The sequence below is a fragment of the Motilimonas eburnea genome (assembly GCF_021295345.1).
Taxonomy (GTDB): Bacteria; Pseudomonadota; Gammaproteobacteria; order Enterobacterales; family CBDFNC01; genus Motilimonas; species Motilimonas eburnea.
This window is the reverse complement of the sequence record NZ_JAIMJB010000005.1, coordinates 167,459-189,249: the sequence shown is the minus strand read 5'-3', so window position 1 is coordinate 189,249 and position 21,791 is coordinate 167,459. Positions and strand designations below refer to the sequence as shown.

The 21,791-nt window shown below is 47.3% G+C and carries 21 protein-coding genes; 11 read left to right on the top strand and 10 right to left on the bottom strand.

All coding sequences use genetic code 11. From position 1 onward, the window contains the following. Positions 1 to 38: 38 nt before the first annotated feature. The 3 genes from K6Y21_RS06850 to K6Y21_RS06840 all read left to right on the top strand — a co-directional run bounded on the left by K6Y21_RS06850 (position 39) and on the right by K6Y21_RS06840 (position 8,590). Positions 39 to 7,532 (top strand): DUF4347 domain-containing protein, encoded by a 7,494-nt coding sequence (locus K6Y21_RS06850; RefSeq protein WP_233071038.1) that lies wholly within the window; start codon positions 39 to 41, stop codon positions 7,530 to 7,532. 10 nt (positions 7,533 to 7,542) lie between these two features. Continuing rightward, a complete protein-coding gene (locus K6Y21_RS06845) occupies positions 7,543 to 7,869 on the top strand; it encodes a hypothetical protein (protein ID WP_233071037.1) in 327 nt (108 codons plus the stop codon). Positions 7,870 to 8,218: 349 nt separating this feature from the next. After that, positions 8,219 to 8,590 carry a nuclear transport factor 2 family protein gene (locus tag K6Y21_RS06840; RefSeq protein ID WP_233071036.1) on the top strand — a complete coding sequence of 124 codons (372 nt, stop codon included), beginning with the start codon at positions 8,219 to 8,221 and terminating at the stop codon, positions 8,588 to 8,590. A 55-nt stretch (positions 8,591 to 8,645) separates the two neighbouring features. Here the strand turns inward: K6Y21_RS06840 and K6Y21_RS06835 are convergent, their stop codons facing one another. Next, entirely contained in the window at positions 8,646 to 9,545 is a 900-nt protein-coding gene (locus K6Y21_RS06835; RefSeq protein WP_233071035.1) for a LysR family transcriptional regulator, read from the bottom strand. 112 nt (positions 9,546 to 9,657) lie between these two features. Between K6Y21_RS06835 and K6Y21_RS06830 the strand changes: the two genes are divergently transcribed. The 5 genes from K6Y21_RS06830 (at position 9,658) to K6Y21_RS06810 (ending at position 12,198) form a co-directional block, all read left to right on the top strand. After that, complete coding sequence (locus K6Y21_RS06830; protein WP_233071034.1) at positions 9,658 to 10,260, top strand: glutathione S-transferase family protein; 603 nt, start codon at positions 9,658 to 9,660, stop codon at positions 10,258 to 10,260. Then, positions 10,260 to 10,643: a nuclear transport factor 2 family protein gene (locus tag K6Y21_RS06825; RefSeq protein WP_233071033.1), complete on the top strand. Its 384-nt coding sequence runs from the start codon at positions 10,260 to 10,262 to the stop codon at positions 10,641 to 10,643. The genes K6Y21_RS06830 and K6Y21_RS06825 overlap by 1 nt, the downstream gene beginning before the upstream one ends. A gap of 9 nt (positions 10,644 to 10,652) precedes the next feature. After that, the gene (locus K6Y21_RS06820) at positions 10,653 to 10,859 is read left to right on the top strand and encodes a 2-hydroxymuconate tautomerase family protein (protein WP_233071032.1); all 207 of its coding nucleotides are present in this window, start codon (positions 10,653 to 10,655) and stop codon (positions 10,857 to 10,859) included. A gap of 230 nt (positions 10,860 to 11,089) precedes the next feature. Then, positions 11,090 to 11,590 (top strand): hypothetical protein, encoded by a 501-nt coding sequence (locus K6Y21_RS06815; protein WP_233071031.1) that lies wholly within the window; start codon positions 11,090 to 11,092, stop codon positions 11,588 to 11,590. A gap of 110 nt (positions 11,591 to 11,700) precedes the next feature. Continuing rightward, positions 11,701 to 12,198, top strand: coding sequence for a GNAT family N-acetyltransferase (locus tag K6Y21_RS06810; RefSeq protein WP_233071030.1), 498 nt, complete (start codon positions 11,701 to 11,703; stop codon positions 12,196 to 12,198). 203 nt (positions 12,199 to 12,401) lie between these two features. Here K6Y21_RS06810 and K6Y21_RS06805 read toward each other — a convergent pair whose 3' ends face one another. Next, positions 12,402 to 13,568, bottom strand: a complete 1,167-nt coding sequence (locus tag K6Y21_RS06805) for a PQQ-binding-like beta-propeller repeat protein (RefSeq protein WP_233071029.1) — start codon at positions 13,566 to 13,568, stop codon at positions 12,402 to 12,404. Between the two features lie 125 nt (positions 13,569 to 13,693). Next, positions 13,694 to 15,073, bottom strand: a complete 1,380-nt coding sequence (locus K6Y21_RS06800; protein ID WP_233071028.1) for a winged helix-turn-helix domain-containing protein — start codon at positions 15,071 to 15,073, stop codon at positions 13,694 to 13,696. Positions 15,074 to 15,365: 292 nt separating this feature from the next. Here K6Y21_RS06800 and K6Y21_RS06795 point away from each other — a divergent pair, with 292 nt between their 5' ends. Both K6Y21_RS06795 and K6Y21_RS06790 read left to right on the top strand, forming a co-directional pair. Then, positions 15,366 to 16,169 carry a PhzF family phenazine biosynthesis protein gene (locus K6Y21_RS06795; RefSeq protein WP_233071027.1) on the top strand — a complete coding sequence of 268 codons (804 nt, stop codon included), beginning with the start codon at positions 15,366 to 15,368 and terminating at the stop codon, positions 16,167 to 16,169. A 15-nt stretch (positions 16,170 to 16,184) separates the two neighbouring features. Beyond that, positions 16,185 to 16,499 carry a hypothetical protein gene (locus K6Y21_RS06790; protein ID WP_233071026.1) on the top strand — a complete coding sequence of 105 codons (315 nt, stop codon included), beginning with the start codon at positions 16,185 to 16,187 and terminating at the stop codon, positions 16,497 to 16,499. 16 nt (positions 16,500 to 16,515) lie between these two features. Here K6Y21_RS06790 and K6Y21_RS06785 read toward each other — a convergent pair whose 3' ends face one another. Beyond that, positions 16,516 to 17,457: a LysR family transcriptional regulator gene (locus K6Y21_RS06785; RefSeq protein ID WP_233071025.1), complete on the bottom strand. Its 942-nt coding sequence runs from the start codon at positions 17,455 to 17,457 to the stop codon at positions 16,516 to 16,518. A gap of 105 nt (positions 17,458 to 17,562) precedes the next feature. Here K6Y21_RS06785 and K6Y21_RS06780 point away from each other — a divergent pair, with 105 nt between their 5' ends. Next, the gene (locus K6Y21_RS06780; RefSeq protein ID WP_233071024.1) at positions 17,563 to 18,333 is read left to right on the top strand and encodes an SDR family NAD(P)-dependent oxidoreductase; all 771 of its coding nucleotides are present in this window, start codon (positions 17,563 to 17,565) and stop codon (positions 18,331 to 18,333) included. Positions 18,334 to 18,361: 28 nt separating this feature from the next. Here K6Y21_RS06780 and K6Y21_RS06775 read toward each other — a convergent pair whose 3' ends face one another. The 6 genes from K6Y21_RS06775 to K6Y21_RS06750 form a co-directional block, all read right to left on the bottom strand. Next, complete coding sequence (locus K6Y21_RS06775; protein WP_233071023.1) at positions 18,362 to 18,682, bottom strand: hypothetical protein; 321 nt, start codon at positions 18,680 to 18,682, stop codon at positions 18,362 to 18,364. Between the two features lie 126 nt (positions 18,683 to 18,808). After that, positions 18,809 to 19,672, bottom strand: coding sequence for a hypothetical protein (locus K6Y21_RS06770; RefSeq protein WP_233071022.1), 864 nt, complete (start codon positions 19,670 to 19,672; stop codon positions 18,809 to 18,811). A 93-nt stretch (positions 19,673 to 19,765) separates the two neighbouring features. Further along, entirely contained in the window at positions 19,766 to 20,422 is a 657-nt protein-coding gene (locus K6Y21_RS06765) for a DUF1826 domain-containing protein (RefSeq protein ID WP_233071021.1), read from the bottom strand. Position 20,423: 1 nt separating this feature from the next. Then, entirely contained in the window at positions 20,424 to 20,858 is a 435-nt protein-coding gene (locus K6Y21_RS06760) for a MerC domain-containing protein (RefSeq protein WP_233071020.1), read from the bottom strand. Between the two features lie 94 nt (positions 20,859 to 20,952). Continuing rightward, positions 20,953 to 21,393: a hypothetical protein gene (locus tag K6Y21_RS06755; protein ID WP_233071019.1), complete on the bottom strand. Its 441-nt coding sequence runs from the start codon at positions 21,391 to 21,393 to the stop codon at positions 20,953 to 20,955. 46 nt (positions 21,394 to 21,439) lie between these two features. Further along, a complete protein-coding gene (locus tag K6Y21_RS06750; protein WP_233071018.1) occupies positions 21,440 to 21,763 on the bottom strand; it encodes a DUF2834 domain-containing protein in 324 nt (107 codons plus the stop codon). Positions 21,764 to 21,791: the final 28 nt, after the last annotated feature.

Sequence of the window (21,791 nt, the reverse complement as noted above, 5' to 3'; positions counted from 1 at the left end):
AGTTAGTTATAGAGCAAAATAACAAAAACAGGATTATTATGAATAGCCACCTCTTTAATGGAATAACTTCTTTATTGGTGCCTTTAGGCTTATATGCAGCCCCCCCGCAGGCATACGGAAGTTACCAGCGCAACCAGTTGAAAGCATATGTCGCAGAACCACTAAATGTTCATTTTGCAAGCGACAATAATATTGTTTCGGCTAAAAGCCCTCAATCGGTAGAAACTACTGAGTTGGTATTGGAAGCTTCAGGCTCTATTAAAGAGTTGGTGATTATAGATCAGGCTGTTCCTGATAAATCAACTTTCTATCGGCAGCAAAAGCCCGGTGTTGATATTAGAGAGATCAGCATTGACGAAGATGGGCTAGCTCAACTAAAAGTTATTCTTAATGAGTACAAAAGTTTAGAGGCTCTTCACCTTGTCTCTCACGCCGATGATGGCGTGCTTTATTTAGGTAATAGCAGTGTTACTGAGCAGCAATTAAAGAAAGAAGTTGAAACACTAGCCGCATTAGATAACGCCATGAAAGATGGTGCCGATGTACTCATCTACGGTTGTGATCTGGCCAAAACGGCAAAGGGAGAGGGTTTACTTGAACTTATATCCGGCAGTGCCAATGTTGATGTAGCTGCCTCTAGTAACAAAACCGGTAATGCTCAGCAATTGGCTGACTGGGATCTTGAAATTCAGCGAGGTGACATAAAAAGTAACCATCCCTTTAGTGAATTGGCATTAAAAGATTTTAATCACGTGCTGGCTTTTACTACAAATTATCCTGGTCATAAGTTTTGTGATACAGGCTACTGTACTACCCCTGTTAATTATGGCGATTTATCGTTAAATGCACCTTATCAAGTATCGGATTATTCGACAACGGCGCTGTATATTACGGGTGACGACGCAGAAGCAACATTTACTTTTACAATATATGACACCAATGCACTTTATAGTTTTCAGCTTGATAGTTTGTCAATGACTACCTATGGTGGTGCCGCTGCCTGTGATGTTACTATCGAAGGTTTTTATGCCTCAAACAATGCCTCAACAGGCACTAATACGACCAGTAAGACAGATGCAAATAACGGCGCACTATCTATCACAAATATAACTGGTAAAGCGATAAATAGATTCACGGTTACTGTCTGTTCTGGAGGGGCCGACAGTGGGCAGGGTAATCACGGTATATCAACTTTTACCTTATCTAATCACATGGCTCCTGCAGCGACCCCCACAATCTCTAATGTCACCTATGACTCAAGTAATGGTAACTTAGTTGTAACTGGTACTAACTTTGAGGCTAATGGTGCTGGGGCAGATATCGATGTTAGTGATCTTAGCATCACTGGCGAAGGGGGGGGCGGTTCGGCTTATACTCTGACCTCGCCCGATGTAGAAATAGATAGTGCGAACCAGTTTACAGTTGTGCTAAATACTGCCGATAAACTTAGAGTAGCTGCTTTACTTAATAAAAACAGCACCACAGCAGATGATGGCACAACATACAATCTCGCAGCCGCCGACGATTTTGTTACTAACATCACCGCTGGAGATACAGCCATTGCTACCAATGGCATTACCGTTAGTAATTACGCCAATCCAACAATTACTTCATCGACCTATGATGCCAGTACGGGGGCTTTAGTCGTAACGGGCACTGGCTTTAGTACCATTAGCGGTGCAGGTAACGATGTTGTTGCCAATACTTTTACCTTTACCGGCGATGGCGGTGATACTTATACCTTAACGGACACGCCCAATGTTGATGTGGCTAATGCGACGACCTTTACCTTTAACTTAAGTGCAACCGACAAATACCACGTTAATGGTATTTTAAACAAGAATGGCGGAAATGCAGCCAGTGGGCAGTCCTATAACTTAGCCGCTGCCGATAACTGGATGGCTGGCGGGGCGGCCAATCAAAATATCGCAGACGCAGCAGCCACTATCAACACCAGCAATGTAACGGCGCCCACTGTTACAAGTGTTGCGTACAATGCCGGAGCAGGGGCGCTAACAGTAACCGGCACCAACTTTGTTAATAAAGTCGGCGCGAATAACGATATTGATGTGACTAAATTGACCTTAACGGGGGAAGGCGGCAATGGGTACACCTTGACCTCAGGTAGCGTTGACATCACAGACGCCACCAGTTTTAGTGTCACGTTAAATGCGGCCGATAAGTTGGCGGTAAATGGCTTACTGAATAAAGACGGTACTCAGGCCGATGATGGCGCGACTAACTATAACCTCAATGCCGCTGAGGACTATATGGCCGCCGTGGACCCAGCCACGAATATTGCTGATGCCACCACCGGAATTACCGTCAGCAATGTTCAGGTGCCGAGTATTGCCTTGGCTACCTACAATGCCTCGACCGGCACCTTGGTCGTAACAGGCACTGGCTTTGCAAATAAGTTTGGTGCGGCCAATGACATTGATGTCACGAAATTAAGGTTGGATGGGGAAGGCGGTAATAGCTACACCTTAACCTCGACCAATGTTGAAATCGATTCAGAAACCCAATTTACCGTTACGTTAAATGCTTTTGACAGGCTGAATGTCAATGGTTTGTTGAATAAAGACGGGACCACTTCGGGTGATAATACCACCTACAATCTTGCCGGTGCCGAAGATTGGCAGGCCGGTGCAGCAAGCAATGCGACTATTGCCGACACCACAGGCAACGGCGTCACGACCAGTGGTACCACACTTCCAACCATCACCTCGGCCACCTATGATTATGTTTCCGGTGTGTTAGCGGTGACCGGCAGCAACATGGTTAAAAAGCCGGGTGCGACCAATGATGTCGATTTGACCAAGTTAACAGTCACTGGGCTGGGCAGTGGCACACGCACCTTGACCACAACCAATGTCGAAATTACCAGTGGAACCAGCTTTAGTGTCACGTTAAACAGTGCCGATAAAGCGGCGATCAATGCCTTATTGGATACTAATGGCACTCAATCTTCAGATGCGGTGACTTATAATTTAAATGCAGCAGAAGATTGGATGGCTGGAGCGGCTGCGTCTGCTAATGTTGTCGATGCAAGCGGTAACGGCATTACGGTCAGTAATGTTCCTGTGCCGATTATTACCTCGGCGACTTATGATTTCTCAACGGGCGTATTAACGGTCACAGGCAGTGGCTTTGAAGCGAAATCAGGTGCATCCAATGACGTGGCGGTTAATAAGCTCACCTTAACTGGCGAAGGCGGGGCAACCTATACGCTAACCACAGGTGATGTAGAAATCACCAATGCCACTTCCTTTAGCGTGACGTTAAATACAGTTGATCGCCTGTTAGTGGCGGCATTGTTAAACAAAGACGGTACGAGCGCTCAAAATGGGACCACCTTTAATCTAGCCGCTGCTGATGACTTTATCGCTAATGTGACTGTTGGGGATACAGAGGATGCGACAGGTAACGGTATCACAGTTAGTAATTATACCAATCCGGCCATCACCTCCGCCTCCTACGATGCCAGCACGGGTGATTTAGTGGTAACAGGGAGCGGGTTTAGCAGTGTTTCAGGCGCCAATAATGACGTTGTCGTTAATGCATTTACCTTTACCGGCGACGGTGGGGGAACTTATACGTTAACCAATGCAACTAATATAGACGTCACGTCAGACACTGAATTTACCATCACGTTAAGCGCAGAAGATAAGCTAAATGTAAATGGCTTGCTGGATAAAAACGGCGCTACATCTGACAGTGGTCAAGCCTACAATCTTGCTGCTGCAGAAGACTGGATGGCGGGCGCAGCGAGTAGTCTTGATATTTTGGATGGAGCGGCAACCATTAATGTCAGCAATGTAGCCATGCCCACAGTAACCTCTGCCACGTTTGATGCAAGCACAGGGGTATTAGCGGTCACAGGTGCCAACTTTAGCAAACAGCTTGGCGCAAGTAATGACGTTGATGTTAGCAAGCTAACCTTAACGGGTGAAGGTGGCAGCACTTATTCCCTGACTTCAAACAGTGTTGAGGTGACCGATGCAACCAGTTTCAGTGTGACTCTTAATGCCGCTGACAAATTGATCGTCAATGGCTTGCTCAATAAAAACGGTACCTCTGCCGATTCAGGTACAACTTATAACCTGGCACTGGCCGATAACTGGTTGAGTGGGGCAGCAGATTCGTCGGATATTGCGGACTTAACCTTAAACGGTGTGTCAGTCAGCAATGTAGCGTCGCCAACTATTACTTCTGCTACTTACGATGCGACGACAGGGGTGCTGGTTGTGACGGGAACTGAGTTGGTGCGTGCCAGCGGGGATGACATTGATGTGAGTCAGTTGTCGGTAACTGGCGACAATAATGACGTTTACACATTAACCAGTACGAATGTTGAAGTGACTTCTGATACCAGTTTCACCTTGACACTTAATGCTGCTGACAAGCTAAACGTGGATGGTTTATTCAATAAAGTGGGTACAAGCTCAGATTCAGGGACAACTTATAATCTAGCGGCAGCAGACAACTGGGCGGTGGGCGCTGCGCCTTCGGCCGATATTCAAGACGCAACAGGAAACGCGGTGACCGTCAGCAACGTTACTGTTCCGATCATTACCTCTGCTGCGTACAATTACGCTACCGGTACCTTGCAGGTAACAGGTACTCATTTCAGAAAAATAGCTGGGACTGATAATGACCTTGATGTATCTCTCTTGACGTTAACAGGAGAGGGCGGGTCAACTTACTCGCTTGCCAACACAAACGACATTGAAATCAGCTCCGCGACTCAATTCACCTTGGTGTTAGGTGAAGCGGATAAAGTCCACGTTAACGGCTTACTGAATAAAAATGGTCTGAGTGCAGATGACGCAACAGCATACAATTTAGCGGCAGCGGATAATTGGATGCCAAGTGTGTTAGCAGCAACAGACATAAGTGACGTGACCACTGCGGTGACCGTCAGTGATGTGGTGAATCCGACGATTACGTCTATTACTTATGATGCGGCCACTGGGACGGTGACGGTGACGGGCGCAAATTTTGTGTCTAAACCGGGTGCCAATAACGATATTGATTTATCTAGACTTACCTTTACCGGTGAGGGAGGTGCGACTTACACCCTAACCAGCGCTACAGATGTGGAGATTACTTCTGAGACCAGCTTTAGCTTCACCCTATCGGGAGCAGATCTAACCAATGTTAATGCTTTGCTAAACATTAATGGTGCTAGCTCTGATGGCGGTACAAGTTACAATATTGCTGCCGCAGATAACTGGATGACGGGGGCGGCCAGTAGTGCGGATATTTCTGATATTACAGGCAATACCACTACAGCGATCAACATCCCAGTGCCTACGGTAACCTCGGCAACCTACGATGCTAAATCCGGCAGTTTAGTCGTTACAGGAACTAACTTCGAAACTCAATCCGGTGCCGATAACGATGTTGATGTGTCGACGTTGACCTTTGTTGGCTTAGGAGGCGACGGTGCTAGCTATACGTTAACCGATAGCGCAGATGTTGAGCTGGATTCAGCGACTCAGTTTACCGTGATCTTATCAGATTCAGATAAAACCGCGGTGGATGCTCTGCTGGATAAAACGGGAACCATGGCGTCAGATGCTCAAACGTATAACCTATCAGCAGCAGACGACTTTATCAGCAATAAAACCGCGGGTGATACCAGTGATACAACGGGCAATACCATCACAGTGTCTAAGGTCGCACCTAAAGTATCCAGCCCAGCATCAGCCGTCATGGTTAATGCAACGACGCAAACGATAGAGGGGACCTATACCACAGATGGTGTCACGATATCCCTATTTGAAGATGCTAACAATGACGGCGTTGCTGATGGCGGCGCAGCGGTGGCAACGTCTGTTGTGGCCTCTGGAGTTTGGTCCATTGATGCCACATTAACGGATGACACCGTGTTTAACTACGTGGTGATTGCTGACTTTGGTAATGCACAAGAATCAGCGCAGATCAATGTGGCGACCATTACCGAAGACTCCACCGCACCTGAATCGCCTGTTGTGACAACTCCGGTGACCGATGTGACGGTTTCAAGCGGCACGACCAGTATTGCAGGCACTCACACGGAAAATGGGGTAACAGTGAAGCTTTACGCTGATACTGATAACAATGGTGTCGCTGATTCCAGCACGGCCCTTGCTTCTGCTAACGTAACGGCAAATGCTTGGAGCTTTGATTCCGTGCCACTCAACTCTGGCGCTAATAACTTTGTTGTTAATGCGCAAGATGTGGTTGAAAACACATCAGTAACGGTTAATGTGGCAACGGTTAGCTATATTGTGCCAACGCCAACGCCAACACCAAGTCCGACTCCGGTGATCACGCCGCCGACGCCTGTTCCAACGCCAGATCCAACGTTAGCACCGACTCCAGAGCCAACGCCAGAACCAACGTTAGCACCGACGTCAGAGCCAACGGTAGCACCAACGTCAGAGCCAACGTTAGCACCGACGTCAGAGCCAACGGTAGCACCAACGTCAGAGCCAACGGTAGCACCAACGTCAGAGCCAACGTTAGCACCGACGTCAGAGCCGACACTAGCCCCGACGCCAGAGCCAACGGCAGAACCAGAGCCAACCATTGAGCCCGTTGATGACTTTTTTGTCGACAATAACGCTTCAGTAGATTCCGATGAAACGGAGAGGGTTATTACGGTGCCAGCCACTGATAATCAGAACGGCAACGGTGTTGCTGCTGAAATCAGTACTGACGCGTCACTCATCCCTGTTCGAATTGTTGAGCAAGATAAAGTCAGCCTTGAGGTTGTGGTGACCAATAATCAGGGTGAAACCAACTCATTAAGTTCGAGTATTACAAATACCGGTGAGGTCGGAGGTGAAGTTTCGGCTAACGGTCAAACGACCAGCTTTAAATCTGAGATCATAGATACTCAGGCCAAAATGCTGGCAGATGGCACCCTATCAACCACCACCAAAGCCGAGTCAGAAGTGGAGGGCGAAACAAAACAAACGGTGATCACAAGTTCACTAAGTAGTGGCGAAGCGAAAGTTCAGGTGGCAAGCCCTGAGGGTGAAGTGAGTAAGCTGAATGTTGCTTTGGCAAACAGTCAGCTTGCTATTTCCAAGCAAGGTAACACCGAGTTGCAATCTCAGCTGCCTAATGGACTGCCAATCACGGCGACAGTAGATGTGACAGGTCAAAGCCGGGTGACCATTGGCTCAGGAGAAGAGCAAAGTCAAGTTGAGGTGAAGCAAGCAGGGGGGAGCTTAGACGTTGCAGCCAATGGTGAGGTCATCATTACCTCGAAGCAAAATTCTGTATCAGGCAGCTTTACCTTTAACGGTGAGCAAAGAGAACTGCCTGAAAACAGTACCACTCGCGTCAAAATCGAGGTTGCGTCAGACAACAGCGTGCGCGTACTCTTCCAGCTATTAGACTCGGATACCGTTATAGAAGAAGCAGAGCCTATCACCGACTTGTACTATCAAGCAGGTGCTAAGGTCGCGGTGGCATCTGAGCAAGGCGAACTCGTGATTACCATAACCACAGACATCAATCAGAAGTTGATATTTTAAGGAATAATATATGATTAACTTTAAACTCATATTCATTGGTGCCTTGGTTTTGTTGCTGGGGGCTTGTCGGGGCTCTGGCGGTAGCTCAACGGCTCCAACCCCTGAGCCTTCAGTGCCGCCAACATCAGAACCGACGGCAGAGCCAACCCCGCTGCCGACGGCTGAGCCAGTACCTGAGGTACAAATTAAGCGTGTAGGAGATTGCTTTACCGTCACTAAAAACGATGAAGTTGAGCCTTTGGAAGCAGAGACCCAAATCAGTTTGAGATACACAGTGGATGGTTCTAAGCAGATTTGCGTCACGGCGGGGAGCATGAGCTACACCAAAGCGGTATAGCCTTAAGACAAACAAAGCCGATTAAAAACGTTGAGTAAATTTGCTCAACGTTTTTATTTATAGCGCTAGATATTTTTCGGTTATTACTGCAAGGCGTTTAAATTAGTACAAGTTATTTGGTAGTCCACGTAGTGGCATGCGGCCATTTTATACGGGATTTCAAGCGTGATAAACACGGCAGAGTGGGTATATTAAATCATCGGATGCCTCAAATTCGCTATGAATGTGCGATCACCGTGGTAGATGATGTTCCACTCAAACCAAGATGTTGGTGGCAGACTAACCCAAGGGCATTAGCCCGAGGGTAACCCGAGGATATGTGCTATTTGGATAGGACAAGCATTGAAAAATGAGAACTTTAATCGAACAAGAAATTGCCTTACACCAATACGACACGCGACAAAATAAGGCTGAAATTGAACGTTTGCTCCACCCTGATTTTAAAGAAGTAGGGGAGTCGGGAACCAGTTATGATTACCAGAGTATCATTGCAATGATGGCGGCGGAGCGGCGATCTGATGGTTATGTGCATTCTCAAGGTTTTCAATGCATTGCTTTAGCGCCTTCGGTGCAGATGTTGCTGTATCAAACGGTTTGGGTTGATGTGCTTGGCAATCAAAGCCATTTTGCCAAGCGTTCTTCGATATGGGTGTTAGTCGGTGATCGTTGGCAAATGCAATACCATCAAGGCACCGCATGCGGCGATTTTATGTTGGAATAAAGATCACCTTACAATTGAGTTGCAGCGAAGCGCTCTGACTTTCTTTCTCTGCCACTTAAAGCGCCGAGTCCCTATACGGATGCTCTTCAAACCAATTCTCCAAAAACGCTATGAAATACTTGACCTTAGGTGGTGTGTATTGGCGCACAGGGTAGAGGGCGAATAGGGTCATGGAGGGTTTGCTGGCATCATTGAGGATTTCGACCACCTCACCTGCTTGCAGGGCGGGGTAACAAATAAACCTAGGGATATAGCCGATCCCTAGCCCTTGCTTGACCATTTCCAACAAAAATACCGAGCTGTTGGCTTTTAGAGGGCCGGCGATAGGAATGGGGGCATCGCCTACCGGCCAGAGGTGTTTATGGCGAAAATAACTGTATTCAAAACAAGGATGTTGCTGCAAATCTTGTGGCGTCTGGATATCGGGATGAGCGGCTAAATAAGTTGGGGCTGCGCAAATACTGTAACTGAACTCGGTAATTTTTTTGCCGACATAGGCAGAGTCAAACTCGCGGCTGGCTACTCTCAAGCCAAGGTCAAAATTATGCTCAAGTAAATCCTGCGCCATATCGCTGAGCTCTATGTCTAATTCTATTTCTGGATATTGTCGCATAAACGCCGCCAAGGCGGGTGCGAGCACGGTGGAGCCAAGCGCCATCGGCACGTTAATGCGCAATCGCCCCTTAGCAGAGTGTTGCGAGGCTTGCAGTTGCACTTCGGTGTCTTCAAGGCGTTTTAAAATCTCGCGACAGCGCTCAAGGTATTCTTCACCCAATTCAGTCATTTGTAAGCGGCGTGTCGAACGTTGTAACAAGCGTACCCCTAGGCTTTGTTCAAGCTGGCTAATTTGCTTGCTAATCATTGATTTACTACTGCCACATTGCTCGGCCACGCGGGAAAAACTGCCCAGTTCAACCACGCGAACATAAAGCTGCATCGCTTTTAACTTATCCATGTTGATTGTTTCCATTTGGGAATAAGACTTGACTCACTGTAGCTATATATCACTTCAATGGCGCCATTTATAGTGTATTTAAATCAATCACACAGCAAAACAGAGGTTAACCATGTACACACTCTATTTTTCACCCGGCGCTTGTTCTCTGGCTACTCAGGTTATTTTGCGCGAGCTAAACCAGCCTTTTACCTTAATCAATCGCAGCCATGTTACTGATTTTCAAGCGATCAACCCCGTTGGCGCCGTGCCCGCACTGGGTCATGACGATCAGGTGATCACCGAAGGCGCGGCGATTATTTTGCATCTACTGCAAAACCATCCCAGCGACTTATTACCGCAAGATGCCACTGCCAAGCAAGCCGCCATTGAGCAGTTATTATTTGCCAATGCGACCGTGCATCCGGCGTACAGCAAGTTGTTTTTTCTAGCCGCAGCCTTACCCGAAGGCGAAGCGCAAAGCACGGCTCTGCAGGCCGCAGCGGAGGGGATCAATAAGCTATGGGCTCTGGTTGAGCGCAACTTACAACATCAACCTTACCTTGCTGGCGAGTGCCTGACGCCAGCGGACATACTGCTAAGCGTGTATGAAACGTGGGGCCAATATTTCAATGTAGACATTCAAATTGGGCCAAAAACCCAAGCGCTCTTGCAGCAAGTGCGTCAACGCAGCAGTTATATCGCTGCCCTTGCAGCTGAACAAGAGGCTGCTTGATGATGGCAGACACTTATTCTGATTCTGCCATCATCGAAGCCATGATTACTAACTATTTTAAGGGCTTACATAGCGCAGATACCGAGCTGCTAGACAGCTTGTTTGATGACAATGTCACCCTATTTGCACCGGGCATTCGTCGCAGTAAGGTGCAGTGGCTTGAGTTGGTCGCTAGTCGCCCCGTGCCGCAGGAACTGGGCCATCCATTTAGCTATCAAATCTTGTCAATTGAGCTTAGTGGTGAGCAAGCCTTTGCCAAGCTAAGTTGCCCGCTGCTTGGCGAGCAGTACCTAGATTTTTTAGGCTTTTTACGTGAACAAGGGCAATGGAAAATTGTTTCCAAACAGTATGCCAATAACCCATTTTGTCCAGCTAAACAGTAAGGAAAGACGATGCCATATGTAAATATTAAAGTGACCAAAGAGGGCGTGAGTGCGGCGCAAAAGCAGCAGCTAATTGCTGGCACCACTGAGCTGCTGGTAAAAGTGCTCAATAAAGATCCCGCTACTACCTTTGTGCTTATCGAAGAGGTCGATACCGATAACTGGGGAGTCGGCTATGAATCCGTCACCACCCTGCGCCAGCAAGCGGGTAGTTAGAAATTTTAGCTAAAATCGAGCCAACCCAGACCCAATTTTAGGGCTCGGTTGGCTTTTGGCATTATTGAGAGGTCAAAGCTTGGCTTTGTTCATGTTGGCTAGTTTATTGATATATAATCGCAAATTAAAAGTTAGAAAGTAATTTATGCTTAGGTTGCTATATTGAATTATTAAAAGTACAGCGCTGTTATGTATGAAGGGAGAACGTGTTTAAAAGTAAAGGTGTTTTCATGTGGGAAGAATATGAAGAAGCTCTTTTTCAAGGGGTATTTGAATCGATAAAGAGATTCTCCAATCAAAGTCATGATGATACGTTCTATGCCATGTGTATAGATACGAATGCTGAATATGGGCAGGTTTTACTTCACTTTAACTCAATAGAGTCTCTGGATGCATCAGATGGTGATGCACGATGGGATGTTGGTGGCTGGGAGAAATACTTCGACATTATCGATGAGTTGGAGCAGGACGATAGATTCTTTAGCGATATTTGGTCGGTTCATGAAAAGGACATTTTAGACAAAATGATGCGGATTGAAGACGAATGGGATCATGGAGAATGGCCAATAGAAGATTTCATGATTATGGCTTCTAAAGTAGGAAATCGACTAGCTGCTAGCGATGTATTTAGAAATCTTAAAGTAACGAGTGATTTCAAGGTTGTTGTGGTCAATCATGATGAAGAAATCGAAGAAGGCATCCTCAGGATGCAGAAAGTGGCCAATGCATAACGCTAATATAACCACCCACAACAAAGCAAGGTGATGCCGATGTTCATGCGGATCTAGAAAACACGGCATTAAGAAGCAGGAGCAGACATCAAACTAACCACGAGCAAAACATGACCCTATCCTTTACCACCTCACGGCTAAACGTGGTTGAAGTTGACGCGCATATGCCGAGCGACGAGCGCGCGCAATTGTTGGCTTGTGTCCCCCAAATTTTAACACCTACCGTAGTTGCTGCGTTGCCGCCTTATTTTCATGACGTTAATTCATTAGCGGCGGCTGAGGTTTGGCTGGAGCAGATGTTGGCGCAAAGCCGCTTACTGCGGGTGCAAACTAATGTTAATGAGGTGATTGGCTTTTTATTTATTCATATGGCGGATAACGTGGCGCATATCGGCTATGTGTTAGGGCAAGCGAGCTGGGGTAAAGGGCTAGCCACTGAATTGCTACAAGGCTTGATGATTGAAGCGCGAAAAACCCCTTGGCACAAGTTGGTTGGTGGCGTTGACCAAGGCAATCTAGCTTCGACTAAGCTGTTAAAAAAATTAGGCTTTGTAGCACAAGAGGCCGATGATAATGGCGTGATCATGTTTGAGTATGTTTTACCCTAATGATGACAACACAGCAGGCGAAAACAAACGTGAAATTGGAACACCTAACCCCACAAGATGTAGAGGCATTGGCTGCACTGAGGAGGTTGCCTATGGGGGAGAGTTTTGAAGCAATAGGGCAGTTCGAGGTGAACCTGTCTTTGACGCAGGGTAATTTTACAAGCTAGGCAGTGGTCTGTGCCACTGCCAATGCCTTGGTGTGATTACTGCTCAAATACGTGCATGTAGCCGTCTAAATCCGGTACAAATACCTTACCGTGCTTCACTTCTACCGTGCCATACACACCGCCGTGAACGATGTCTTTATAAGGCTGTTTGCTGGCGTCTGGCTGGTATTGCCATAACTGCTCTCCGGTTTCGGCATCCACAGCATAAAAGCCGCGGTTGACCGGGGTCCAATATTCATCCGCGCCTGTTGCGCCAATATAAACCACTCCATCTTCCAGTTTTGGTGTGCCCCATGACCAGCCCTTAGTGTCAAAGCTCCAGATCTCTTGGCCTGAGTCGGCGTCAAACTTGATCAGACGTTTTGAATCTGAGCTGGCAATGTAAAAGACATCATCGTTTTCGCCTTCAATGGCCGAAGACTCTATCCATGACCAATCTTGGAACGGATAATCCCAACTCACGGCGCCCGTGGCGGCATCTAATGCGTAGAGGTGGGCATCGCGAGAGCCAATGATCACCTTGTCGTCGATAACCAGGGGATCGGACACGATCGGCGCGCCACTGGTATGGGACCAGATTAGCTCACCTGTGTGCTTATTGAGGCCATAGGTTTTACCATCCCAAGAGCTGATGTAGACCATATTGCCTTCAACATCCGCGGTAGAGCGAATGCTGCCACCGGTTTTAAATTTCCATACCAGCTCACCCGTTCTGGCATTAAAGGCGTAAAAATGTTGGTCGGCGCTACCCACATAGACCAAGTTGCCATTAGTTACCGGTGAGGACTTAGTGTAATCAAAATCCCATGGCGGCTGGTTGGCGGGTAAGTTGCGGATGGCATCGCCGTCATGGAGATCTTGTTTCCACAATAGCTGGCCGCTCCAGCGATTAATGGCATACAAAAAGCCATCGTCACTGGTGATATACACTTTGTGATGATGAAACGCAGGGGTTGAGCGAACCATGCCATCGGTTTTGAATTTCCACTTTAGCTTAGTGCGCTCGGTATCCATGGCATAGAAATAACCATCGTCACTGCCAAAGAAGGCGATTTGCTGGTTAACCTTAATCGATGACCAGATTTGCCCTTGTGTTTTAAAGCTCCATAAATAGTCGCCACTTGCGGCTTGAGCTAAGGTCGTTGTTCCTAAAGCGCCGGCAACAAGAGCGGAGATAAGTGAGGTTTTCATTAGGCTGTGCATATACAGATTCCTTTTTAGTTGATTAAGCAGACGCCCTGTCTGCGTTAAGCTCAAGCTAATAAAGTTCTGTCAGTTACGTCCTGAAAAGCGTCTTAAACTTTCTTAAATGTTTTTAATATATTGATTTAAATGCTTTTAATTTCCAGTCCAAGTTCAGCAACCAGTTGCTTAAATTCGGTCATCGAGTGCAAGGCTTGATACTTAGGATCGATGGCAATCCACAATAGCTCGATTTTATGTTCCGTATTGGCTTGCTTTAACCAATCGATCGCAGCCTGATAATCGCCTGCGCCAATGGCATAGCGGGCGAGGGAAACCGGTGGATAATATTGGCCTATGCTAAGGTGTTTTTTATCTTCAAAGGCCAGCCAATGATAAGCTGCTTTAAGCCCGCCTTGCTGAAATGCCGTGTTTACTTGTGTCAAATCTTCTGCCGGATAACCCGCTTCTTGCATTAGCCAGTGTAGCTCGGTAAATGCGGTGGTTTCATCACCTGTTAATTCAGCAATGGCTTGGCGCGAAACATGAAAGTAGAAATTATCTTGATTGAGCTGACTGATTTTGTCTAATTCTTGCTCTGCCCGTGGGTAGTCTCGGCTCATGGTATAAATCCATGCCGCGGTTTCTTTCGAGTAGGCTTCGGGATAAAGATCAACATAAGCATTGAGCTGATCTTTAGCACCTGCTATGTCGCCCAAGGCCAACAAAAACTGGCTGTAATAATAATGAGAGGTGGCATCTGGCAAAGATAATTCAAAGTGCTGTTTGGCTTTGTTGTGGTCTTTAAAGAGTAAGAAGTATAAGTTTGCCAGCCTTTGTTGGGCCCATTTATCCGTGTCGTCATAAGCTAAAGCCCTGAGTAACATGGCTTCGATTTGCGTTTTATTGGCAACCAGTTCGGCATCATTTTGATGGATCTTGTGCATTTTAGCACTGGCTAACTGCACATAAGCTGGGCCAAATTCGGGCTCGATGCTGATGATTTCCTGCAGTAATGAGATGGCCTCGGGATAGTGCTCGGGTGTTTGCATTAGTAGGTATTTGGCTCGCTGGAAATTTTCTAGCTGGGTACCGCTAAGTTCGGGTTTACTGGGTGTTGGCCAGAGACTTAGGCCAATTACCATGGCAAAAGTGACAGCGAACAGTGCAGAGATAGTAAGTATCTTTCGAGGCTTTACTTGTTCTTTAATGGATTGGCTGCATATTTCAACCTCGGCAATCAGGCGATAGCCTTTACCGGGCAGGGTTTTAATATACTCAGGGGAGCGCGCTTTATCACCAAGGGCTTTACGTAATCCGTTTATGGCAACGTATATCACGTCTTCGGTGACCACTTTGCCCGCCCAAACATGGTCAAAAATGTCGTTTTTACTGATGTCTTCACCGGCTCGACTGGCCAGGTAATTGAGTAGTTCAAATTGCTTTTGATCTAACCTGACTTCTTGGTCGGTGGATTTAATGCTGTTGGTATTTGGCAGCAACTGCCAGCGTCCTACCTGATACATTATTTCTTCCTTGTGTACGGACGTTGTTCTCCAATGCGTCAGCATTATACCGAGTTAGTCAGTGTTTAGTCTGATAGCAAAGAATGGGTCGAGGAGTTTGTGATGTCGATCTTGCCATGGCTAAAGCCATCGGTTTGTTGCTTACTGTGCTTTGTTTGCCTCATTACAATTGGTTAAGTCATGATAATGCGCTGTTTTACTTTCTGTTGATTTCCCTATGGGCCGCCTATATGGTGGTTATCGCTTTCGTTAACAACAAATTGCGATGTGTAAGGCCAAAGGGAGAAACCAGATGGAATTAGATATTTATGTCATTGATGCATTTGCTGATCAGCAATTTAAGGGTAATTCTGCCGCCGTGGTGCCGGTTGAGCAGTGGCCAAGCGATGCCTTGATGCAAAATATTGCTGCGGAGAATAACCTATCGGAAACCGCCTATATCAAGCATATTGCTGATAACACTTATGAAATTAGATGGTTTTCGCCGCTCACCGAAATAGATTTTTGTGGCCATGCGACGCTGGCTTCGGCTTATGTGCTGTTTCATGAACTGGGTGTGAGCAAGGAAATTACCTTTTCGACCCTTAAGGTGGGTAGCCTTAAGGTGACGCTCAATGCGCAAAACGACATCGAAATGGTATTCCCGAATCAAGCGCCCGAAGCGGTTGTGGATGTGCCCGCTCAGTTGGTTGAGGGGTTATCCATTGTGCCCGTGAATGTGTTGCGTAATCGCCAAGCGTATTTTGCCGTGCTCAGTGATGAGCAAGCGGTGCGTGAGGTTAAGTACGACTCAAGTTTGTTAAAGCAGTTGGCGCCCTATGATGTGGTGGTGACGGCTGCGGCAGCTGAGCAATATGATTTTGTTTCACGTTACTTTTGGCCTGCCAATGGCGGTGATGAAGACCCAGTAACCGGCTCTATTCACTCGGGGCTTGCGCCTTATTGGGCGGGCCAGCTTGGTAAGGATAACTTGCTCGCTTATCAAGCCTCTGCCCGTGGCGGCTTACTTAACTGCAAGGTGATGGGCGATAAAGTGGTGATATCAGGTAAGGGCGTGTTGTACCTTAAAGGCAAAATATTCGTCTCACAAGGCTAGGATTGAGTTGAGCAGATGAAGTTATCCAAGACTTATGTCGCCGCATTCATTTTTTCTGCGACGCAGGCGTATGCGGCCTACTTGTTACATAACGACATGGTTACATGGGAGCCGCTACAATGGCTTATCTCTGTGGTGTATTTCCCTTTGTATCTTATCTTGTTGATGATAAGTGCCTTAATGGAAACGGTTTTTGGCTTGATCTTATATAGAAGCAGCGTGTTTTTGCCTTATCTTGATGATGTGATGTGGCTGGTCGGCGCGGTTATTTTGCTACCGATCAATGGCTGGTTGGTGAATCAATGGATGAGAAAGAAGCAGAGCATATAGCCGCATGTCTCGATGGCTACTCATACCTTGCTTGTTCGAGGGCTTCACTTAAGTGCTGGCTCAAGAATTGCCATACTTCATTGACTGCTCGGCTGCGGGCCTCCTTAGCTAAACAAACCAAGTGGATCGGCGCGGCGTCGGGGTGGTGCCATTGGCTTAATATTGGCACTAATTTCCCCGCTTTTAATTCGGGCTGAATTAACAAGGGATCGACACGAATCACCCCCATGCCCATGCATGCTAGCTCAACCAAAGTGCGACCATCATCTGACGCGGCGCTAGGGATAATATGTAGGCTTTCGACCTCACCGCTGGGTGCGCGAAAATGCCAATGGTCCATGGCCAATTTTTGATGGCGAAAGATCAGGCATTGATGGGCGTGAAGATCACTCGGTTGCGCTAGTGTGGGGGCTTGTTGTAGGTAGTCTGGACTGGCGAAACAAGCCCAAGACTTAGTGCCAACTTGGCGAGCGACTAAAGACGAGTCGGGTAGTTGCCCAACTCTTAGGGCTATGTCTATGCCCAGCTCAATCAGGTCGACCACGCGATCATCTAAATTGATTTCAATAACAATGTCGGGATAAAGCCGTTTGAGTTTAGGCAGCAGTGGCAGTAAGTAACGTTGACCTATGATGGTTGAACTGCTGATCTTAACGCGACCGCTGGGCTTGGCTTGGGCTTGCTCGGTGAGTTTCGCGGTATTACTGAGCATCTCGGTGAGCGAATCGGTAATGATCAGTAATTGTTGGCCAGCTTCGGTTAGATTTAACTGCCGAGTGCTGCGTTGCAACAGGCGCAGGCCTAAATGCTGTTCAAGCTGGGCGATTTTTTTACTGACCGAAGATCGCGGTAGCTGCAGTGCATCGGCGGTGGCCTGAAAGCTGCCAAGTTGGGTGACACGACGAAACAAGTATAAATTAGGCAGTTGTAAGTGCAGGGTGGTTGCATCTAAATTCATTTTCGTTCCTTTATGGCAACAATATGTTTCTTTATTGGTGTCTTATTTGCACCTATTCTCCAGCGTATGCTCTCTAGGGTCAACTAATCAAACAGGAGAGCAAATATGTCAGCACAATTTCAGGGTAAAGCGATCTTGATCACCGGCGCCACCGCAGGGATAGGGTTAGCCGCGGCGCAATCTTTAATCGAGCAGGGCGCGAGCCTAGTGATTACCGGGCGGGATCAGGGGCGTTTGCAGCAAGCAACCCAAAGGCTAGAAGCCTTAGCCGTGCAACCCCATAAGCAAAGTGTTATTGGCGTGTTGTGTGATAGTGCCAATGTCGAACAAATTCAGCAAATGGCGGCGCAATTACAACGCGATCAAATCAAACTAGATGGGGTGCTACTCAATGCCGGGGTGTTTTACCCTGAGGCATTTGAGCAAACCAGTTTAGAAAATATCACCACCACCATGGCGGTGAATTTCACCGGCCCGGCTGTTACCTTGCAAGCCTTGTTACCTTGTTTAAATCAGCCGGCCAGCGTGGTGTTTGTGTCGAGTGTGGCGGTGTTAAAGGCGTTTGCGACGGCGGGCGTTTACAGTGCGAGTAAGGCGGCCTTTGAGGGGCTGGCTCGTGTGTTGAATGTCGAGCTGGCCGAGCGAGGCGTTCGCATTAATACGATTCGACCCGGCGTAACGGCTACGGAAATCCAAGCTAAGGCGGGCATGGATGAAGCGAGCATAGCGGCATTTTTTGCATCCTTGAGTAGTATTCCCGTGGGCAGAGTGTTAGAACCAAGAGATTTAGTGCCTGCGATCGATTACTTGTTGTCTGATAGCAGTATTGGCTTGCGTAATGCGCATATCGATATTGACGGCGGTTTTGGCCTGTAACCGCCATCGCATCACGTAAAAGACGGCCCTAGCTAGCGAAAGCGTCAATAATGGCCTCAAGATCACTGTGGCGATTGAGGTAATGTGGCGTGCCATCGGCTAGGGTTAGCTCGCGCACAAAGTGACCCGTTTCGGGGTCAAAAGCGGCGCGGTAAGCTGAATCATTTACGCCATTATGCTCGGTGAGCAGGTAACAGCTCTTCCATTTCTTACCCGAGGTATCAAGGCTGAGTTCGATCAAGCTAGGCTGAATTCGGTGTTCGATAAAACACTGTAAATCCGTGGCGTCGATATGGTTTAAGCCTTGCAGCTCCTCATCTATTAGCGCGTCAATCTGCTGCTCTATCATCACCGGTTCCCCTTGTTGCTTTGATTGGTATTAACTACAACGCGACATTTACGCAGCAAGCATAGCCGAACTAGGGTCATTACAACATGGGCTGATTCACAAAAAGAAGCAGGTTGTGGCCATGATTTATTTCGCCAAACTGACGGTGTAGTCATTGCCATTATCTTGGCCCTTGATTTGGGCAAAGAAGCTGACATCTTGGTTGGATTTTGCCAACCATAAGTGCAGGCTGGATTTGTCTTCAAGGGTTAACTGATAGTGATAGCTGGGTATCTCACCAGCATGGGTGACTAAGATTTCCTCGCCCATGAATTGACTGGTTGCATGAAACAGCAGCATGTTTTCTGTATCAAACACTGTCAGTTGCTTAGGTAAAGTATAACCGTGTTGCTGCCAGTACAGTGGCAAGGCGGCGAAGCTGGTATCAAAATCGGTCTTGGATAAACGGCTGTTATTCATGGCGTTGTTTTCGTCAGTCAAGAGCACCTCACCTAAGGTGATCACATGTCCCGCATTGGGAACCATCTGGATCACTGCTTGTTTTACTAGGTCGGTCAACTCGGCTATTTCTTGTTGGCCTAGCGTGGGAAGCTGCGATCCCATGGTAAGGTATTCATTGTTTTTCAGTTCAATCTTGGTCCAGTGGGTGTTGTCATCTTGATTGAGCAAATTGTCGGCTTGAATTAAGGTGCCATCCATTAAATGGGTTTCTGATAAGCGGCTTTGTAATTGGGTATCACCCCAAAAACTTGAAATGGTTAGCTGTGACTGACTCTCGAACAAGTAGCGATCGTTATTAACTTGATAGGCGATTTGCATACTGCCGACAGGGGCTTTATCAAACATAATTTGATAGTGCCATTGGCCTGACTTGGCCGGTACTGTCGATTCTGCTTGGCTTTGGCTACTGCCTACTAGCAGCATGAGGGTTAAGATAAGACTCAGCTTATGAGTGTGGAAGTTGTGATGGCGGGTGGCTTTGCTGTGCATGGTTATTAGTCCGCTGGTTTGGTTGTGAGCTTAGCTTGCCAGCGCCACCTTGATTAAACGTGTCCTCAATTGCGCATTGTGTTCTTGTCTTTCTTAAGCCGGATCTAAGGTCAGCACTAAACGCTTGGCTCCCGGCTTAAGGTTAGGGGAGCGATGGGCTACGCCTTTGGCCTCGTTATCGGGCCAGGCTTCGCCTTTGAGTAATAACACCTCGCCAACTTGGGCGGTATAAATATCCGTGGGATACTGAAATAAACCGGACTCCTCATCGGCTTTGCCTTGGTTGCCCCAGCCTAATTTGCTGCGATCTAAACTGGCATTATCTAACCACTGGGTGCCGATTTCGCTATAGCTCGTCACCAAGCGGCACATAACCTTGTCGGTGTGAAAGCGCGGACACATGGCAGAGCTTAAGGTGGTTAGGCGCACGCCTACATGTTCGCAATCCATCAAGCAGCTAAACATATCCACCAATAATGCCACATCGGTGCAAAGCTGCTGTTTGCCTACGCCATTGGGTAATTGCTCGGCAAGGACTTGGACCACCTCAGTTGGGCTTAAGGTTCTGGCAAAGTTTAACGGGTTTTGCTGTAACCAATTTACATAACGAGTTAGTTCGGCAGGTAATGGACGTTGCCAATTGACCAAGTTGAACTCGGGTTTAAAGATGTCAGTTAATACCTCGGGATCAGCACCTAGAGTAAAACTGGTTGGGCTTGAAGCGGCATAAGTCGATAGGGGCGCAAGCATATTATGACTCACTTTGCGGGGTTGCTGGAGAGACTGATGTGGCGATGGCGTTAGCTAAGTAGCTACGAGTCAGGTGCATACTGAGAATATGCGCCAAGATCAAGCTGATTGAGCCCATTAGAGTAAAAGCGACCTCCATCGGTCCATGGACAAATGCCCCTGCAAGTAACGTGATGGCACCAACGAGAGCAAGACTAAGCAAGGCTTTGTTACGCGATTGTCGCCAAGTTTTAGGCAAGCTCCATGCGGCCATCGCTAAAGCAAGCACCAGTAAAACCCGATGAGGCCACTCAGAAGCTAAAGCAAAGCCAAATATCTCTGCTCCCATTAATAAGATAACGACGGGGGTAAGCAAACAATGGCCCAAGCAAAGCCCGGAAAAGATCATGCCTAACTTATCGGCAAATGGTTGAGTGGGGGTGTTGGCGGTTGCCATAATCATCCTTGTTTAAGTTATGTTATATTATAACAATACTATTGTGTTTGATATTCATTATCAAGTAGTGGAGTGAAGAGATAGGTGGGATTTATCAGGATTGTTGGTTATGACGTTGCCATTGAGTAAGGTTGGCTCGCATAAAGCCGTCGACTGCAGTGGCTACCTTTTCTACTAGCTCTATACCAGCAGGGTTGCCTGATATCACAAATTTCTCGGTATCATCGTGCCAGGCTTTGTCTACACCAGTAACAGACAATAGGGCATGATGAATGGCATGACTTAGGTTAGATGCCCACGGCTCTTCACGAATCAATTCTCCGGCCGAAAAGATCACTTGCCACGGGGTGGCGTCGTCATCAAGGCGTATGGCATAAACCGCAAACAGATCTTGATGCTCGCGCTCACACACCCTTGCCCATTGTTCGACAATTTCTGTGTCTGCTGCATCGAGCTCGTTGACAATCACGCTTGCAGGATATTCAGGTGTGCGTTTTTTATCTCGTCTGAGTATGGTAAGTAGTGATCTCAACATCTCTTTAGCTTTCTCATTGCTAGACTCAAATGACTTGGATCCTAACTCAGTTAGTGACCGATTTTTTTGTTGCTAACTCTCTCAATAATAAAAACAAAGGCAGCCCACAAGACACTCCGACAGTGAGAGTGCCGAAGACAGCCAGGGGCCAATACTTAATCTGATGCTTGCGGCTTTCTGTCACAATAAACACCAACAACACGATTCCTGCGATGATGACATCAAGCCAAGCCAATAAACTGATGGGATTGGCCATTGCGTGTGAAACAAGTAAGGGGAGATCCACTCCGTGGTCCATCAGCCAAGGTATCAGTGCGCCGTAGGGAAGCGCAATACCGAGCAAGGTGAATGTTGCATAAAAAATAACCATGGTGTTTTCCTTAGTGAATTTATCAAGA

Bases quoted from the DNA above. Each gene is read 5' to 3' on its own strand.
- K6Y21_RS06850 (WP_233071038.1), top strand. From the start codon at position 39: ATGAATAGCCACCTCTTTAATGGAATAACTTCTTTATTGGTGCCTTTA.
- K6Y21_RS06845 (WP_233071037.1), top strand. From the start codon at position 7,543: ATGATTAACTTTAAACTCATATTCATTGGTGCCTTGGTTTTGTTGCTG.
- K6Y21_RS06840 (WP_233071036.1), top strand. From the start codon at position 8,219: ATGAGAACTTTAATCGAACAAGAAATTGCCTTACACCAATACGACACG.
- K6Y21_RS06835 (WP_233071035.1), bottom strand. From the start codon at position 9,545: ATGGATAAGTTAAAAGCGATGCAGCTTTATGTTCGCGTGGTTGAACTG.
- K6Y21_RS06830 (WP_233071034.1), top strand. From the start codon at position 9,658: ATGTACACACTCTATTTTTCACCCGGCGCTTGTTCTCTGGCTACTCAG.
- K6Y21_RS06825 (WP_233071033.1), top strand. From the start codon at position 10,260: ATGATGGCAGACACTTATTCTGATTCTGCCATCATCGAAGCCATGATT.
- K6Y21_RS06820 (WP_233071032.1), top strand. From the start codon at position 10,653: ATGCCATATGTAAATATTAAAGTGACCAAAGAGGGCGTGAGTGCGGCG.
- K6Y21_RS06815 (WP_233071031.1), top strand. From the start codon at position 11,090: ATGTGGGAAGAATATGAAGAAGCTCTTTTTCAAGGGGTATTTGAATCG.
- K6Y21_RS06810 (WP_233071030.1), top strand. From the start codon at position 11,701: ATGACCCTATCCTTTACCACCTCACGGCTAAACGTGGTTGAAGTTGAC.
- K6Y21_RS06805 (WP_233071029.1), bottom strand. From the start codon at position 13,568: ATGCACAGCCTAATGAAAACCTCACTTATCTCCGCTCTTGTTGCCGGC.
- K6Y21_RS06800 (WP_233071028.1), bottom strand. From the start codon at position 15,073: ATGTATCAGGTAGGACGCTGGCAGTTGCTGCCAAATACCAACAGCATT.
- K6Y21_RS06795 (WP_233071027.1), top strand. From the start codon at position 15,366: ATGGAATTAGATATTTATGTCATTGATGCATTTGCTGATCAGCAATTT.
- K6Y21_RS06790 (WP_233071026.1), top strand. From the start codon at position 16,185: ATGAAGTTATCCAAGACTTATGTCGCCGCATTCATTTTTTCTGCGACG.
- K6Y21_RS06785 (WP_233071025.1), bottom strand. From the start codon at position 17,457: ATGAATTTAGATGCAACCACCCTGCACTTACAACTGCCTAATTTATAC.
- K6Y21_RS06780 (WP_233071024.1), top strand. From the start codon at position 17,563: ATGTCAGCACAATTTCAGGGTAAAGCGATCTTGATCACCGGCGCCACC.
- K6Y21_RS06775 (WP_233071023.1), bottom strand. From the start codon at position 18,682: ATGATAGAGCAGCAGATTGACGCGCTAATAGATGAGGAGCTGCAAGGC.
- K6Y21_RS06770 (WP_233071022.1), bottom strand. From the start codon at position 19,672: ATGCACAGCAAAGCCACCCGCCATCACAACTTCCACACTCATAAGCTG.
- K6Y21_RS06765 (WP_233071021.1), bottom strand. From the start codon at position 20,422: ATGCTTGCGCCCCTATCGACTTATGCCGCTTCAAGCCCAACCAGTTTT.
- K6Y21_RS06760 (WP_233071020.1), bottom strand. From the start codon at position 20,858: ATGGCAACCGCCAACACCCCCACTCAACCATTTGCCGATAAGTTAGGC.
- K6Y21_RS06755 (WP_233071019.1), bottom strand. From the start codon at position 21,393: ATGTTGAGATCACTACTTACCATACTCAGACGAGATAAAAAACGCACA.
- K6Y21_RS06750 (WP_233071018.1), bottom strand. From the start codon at position 21,763: ATGGTTATTTTTTATGCAACATTCACCTTGCTCGGTATTGCGCTTCCC.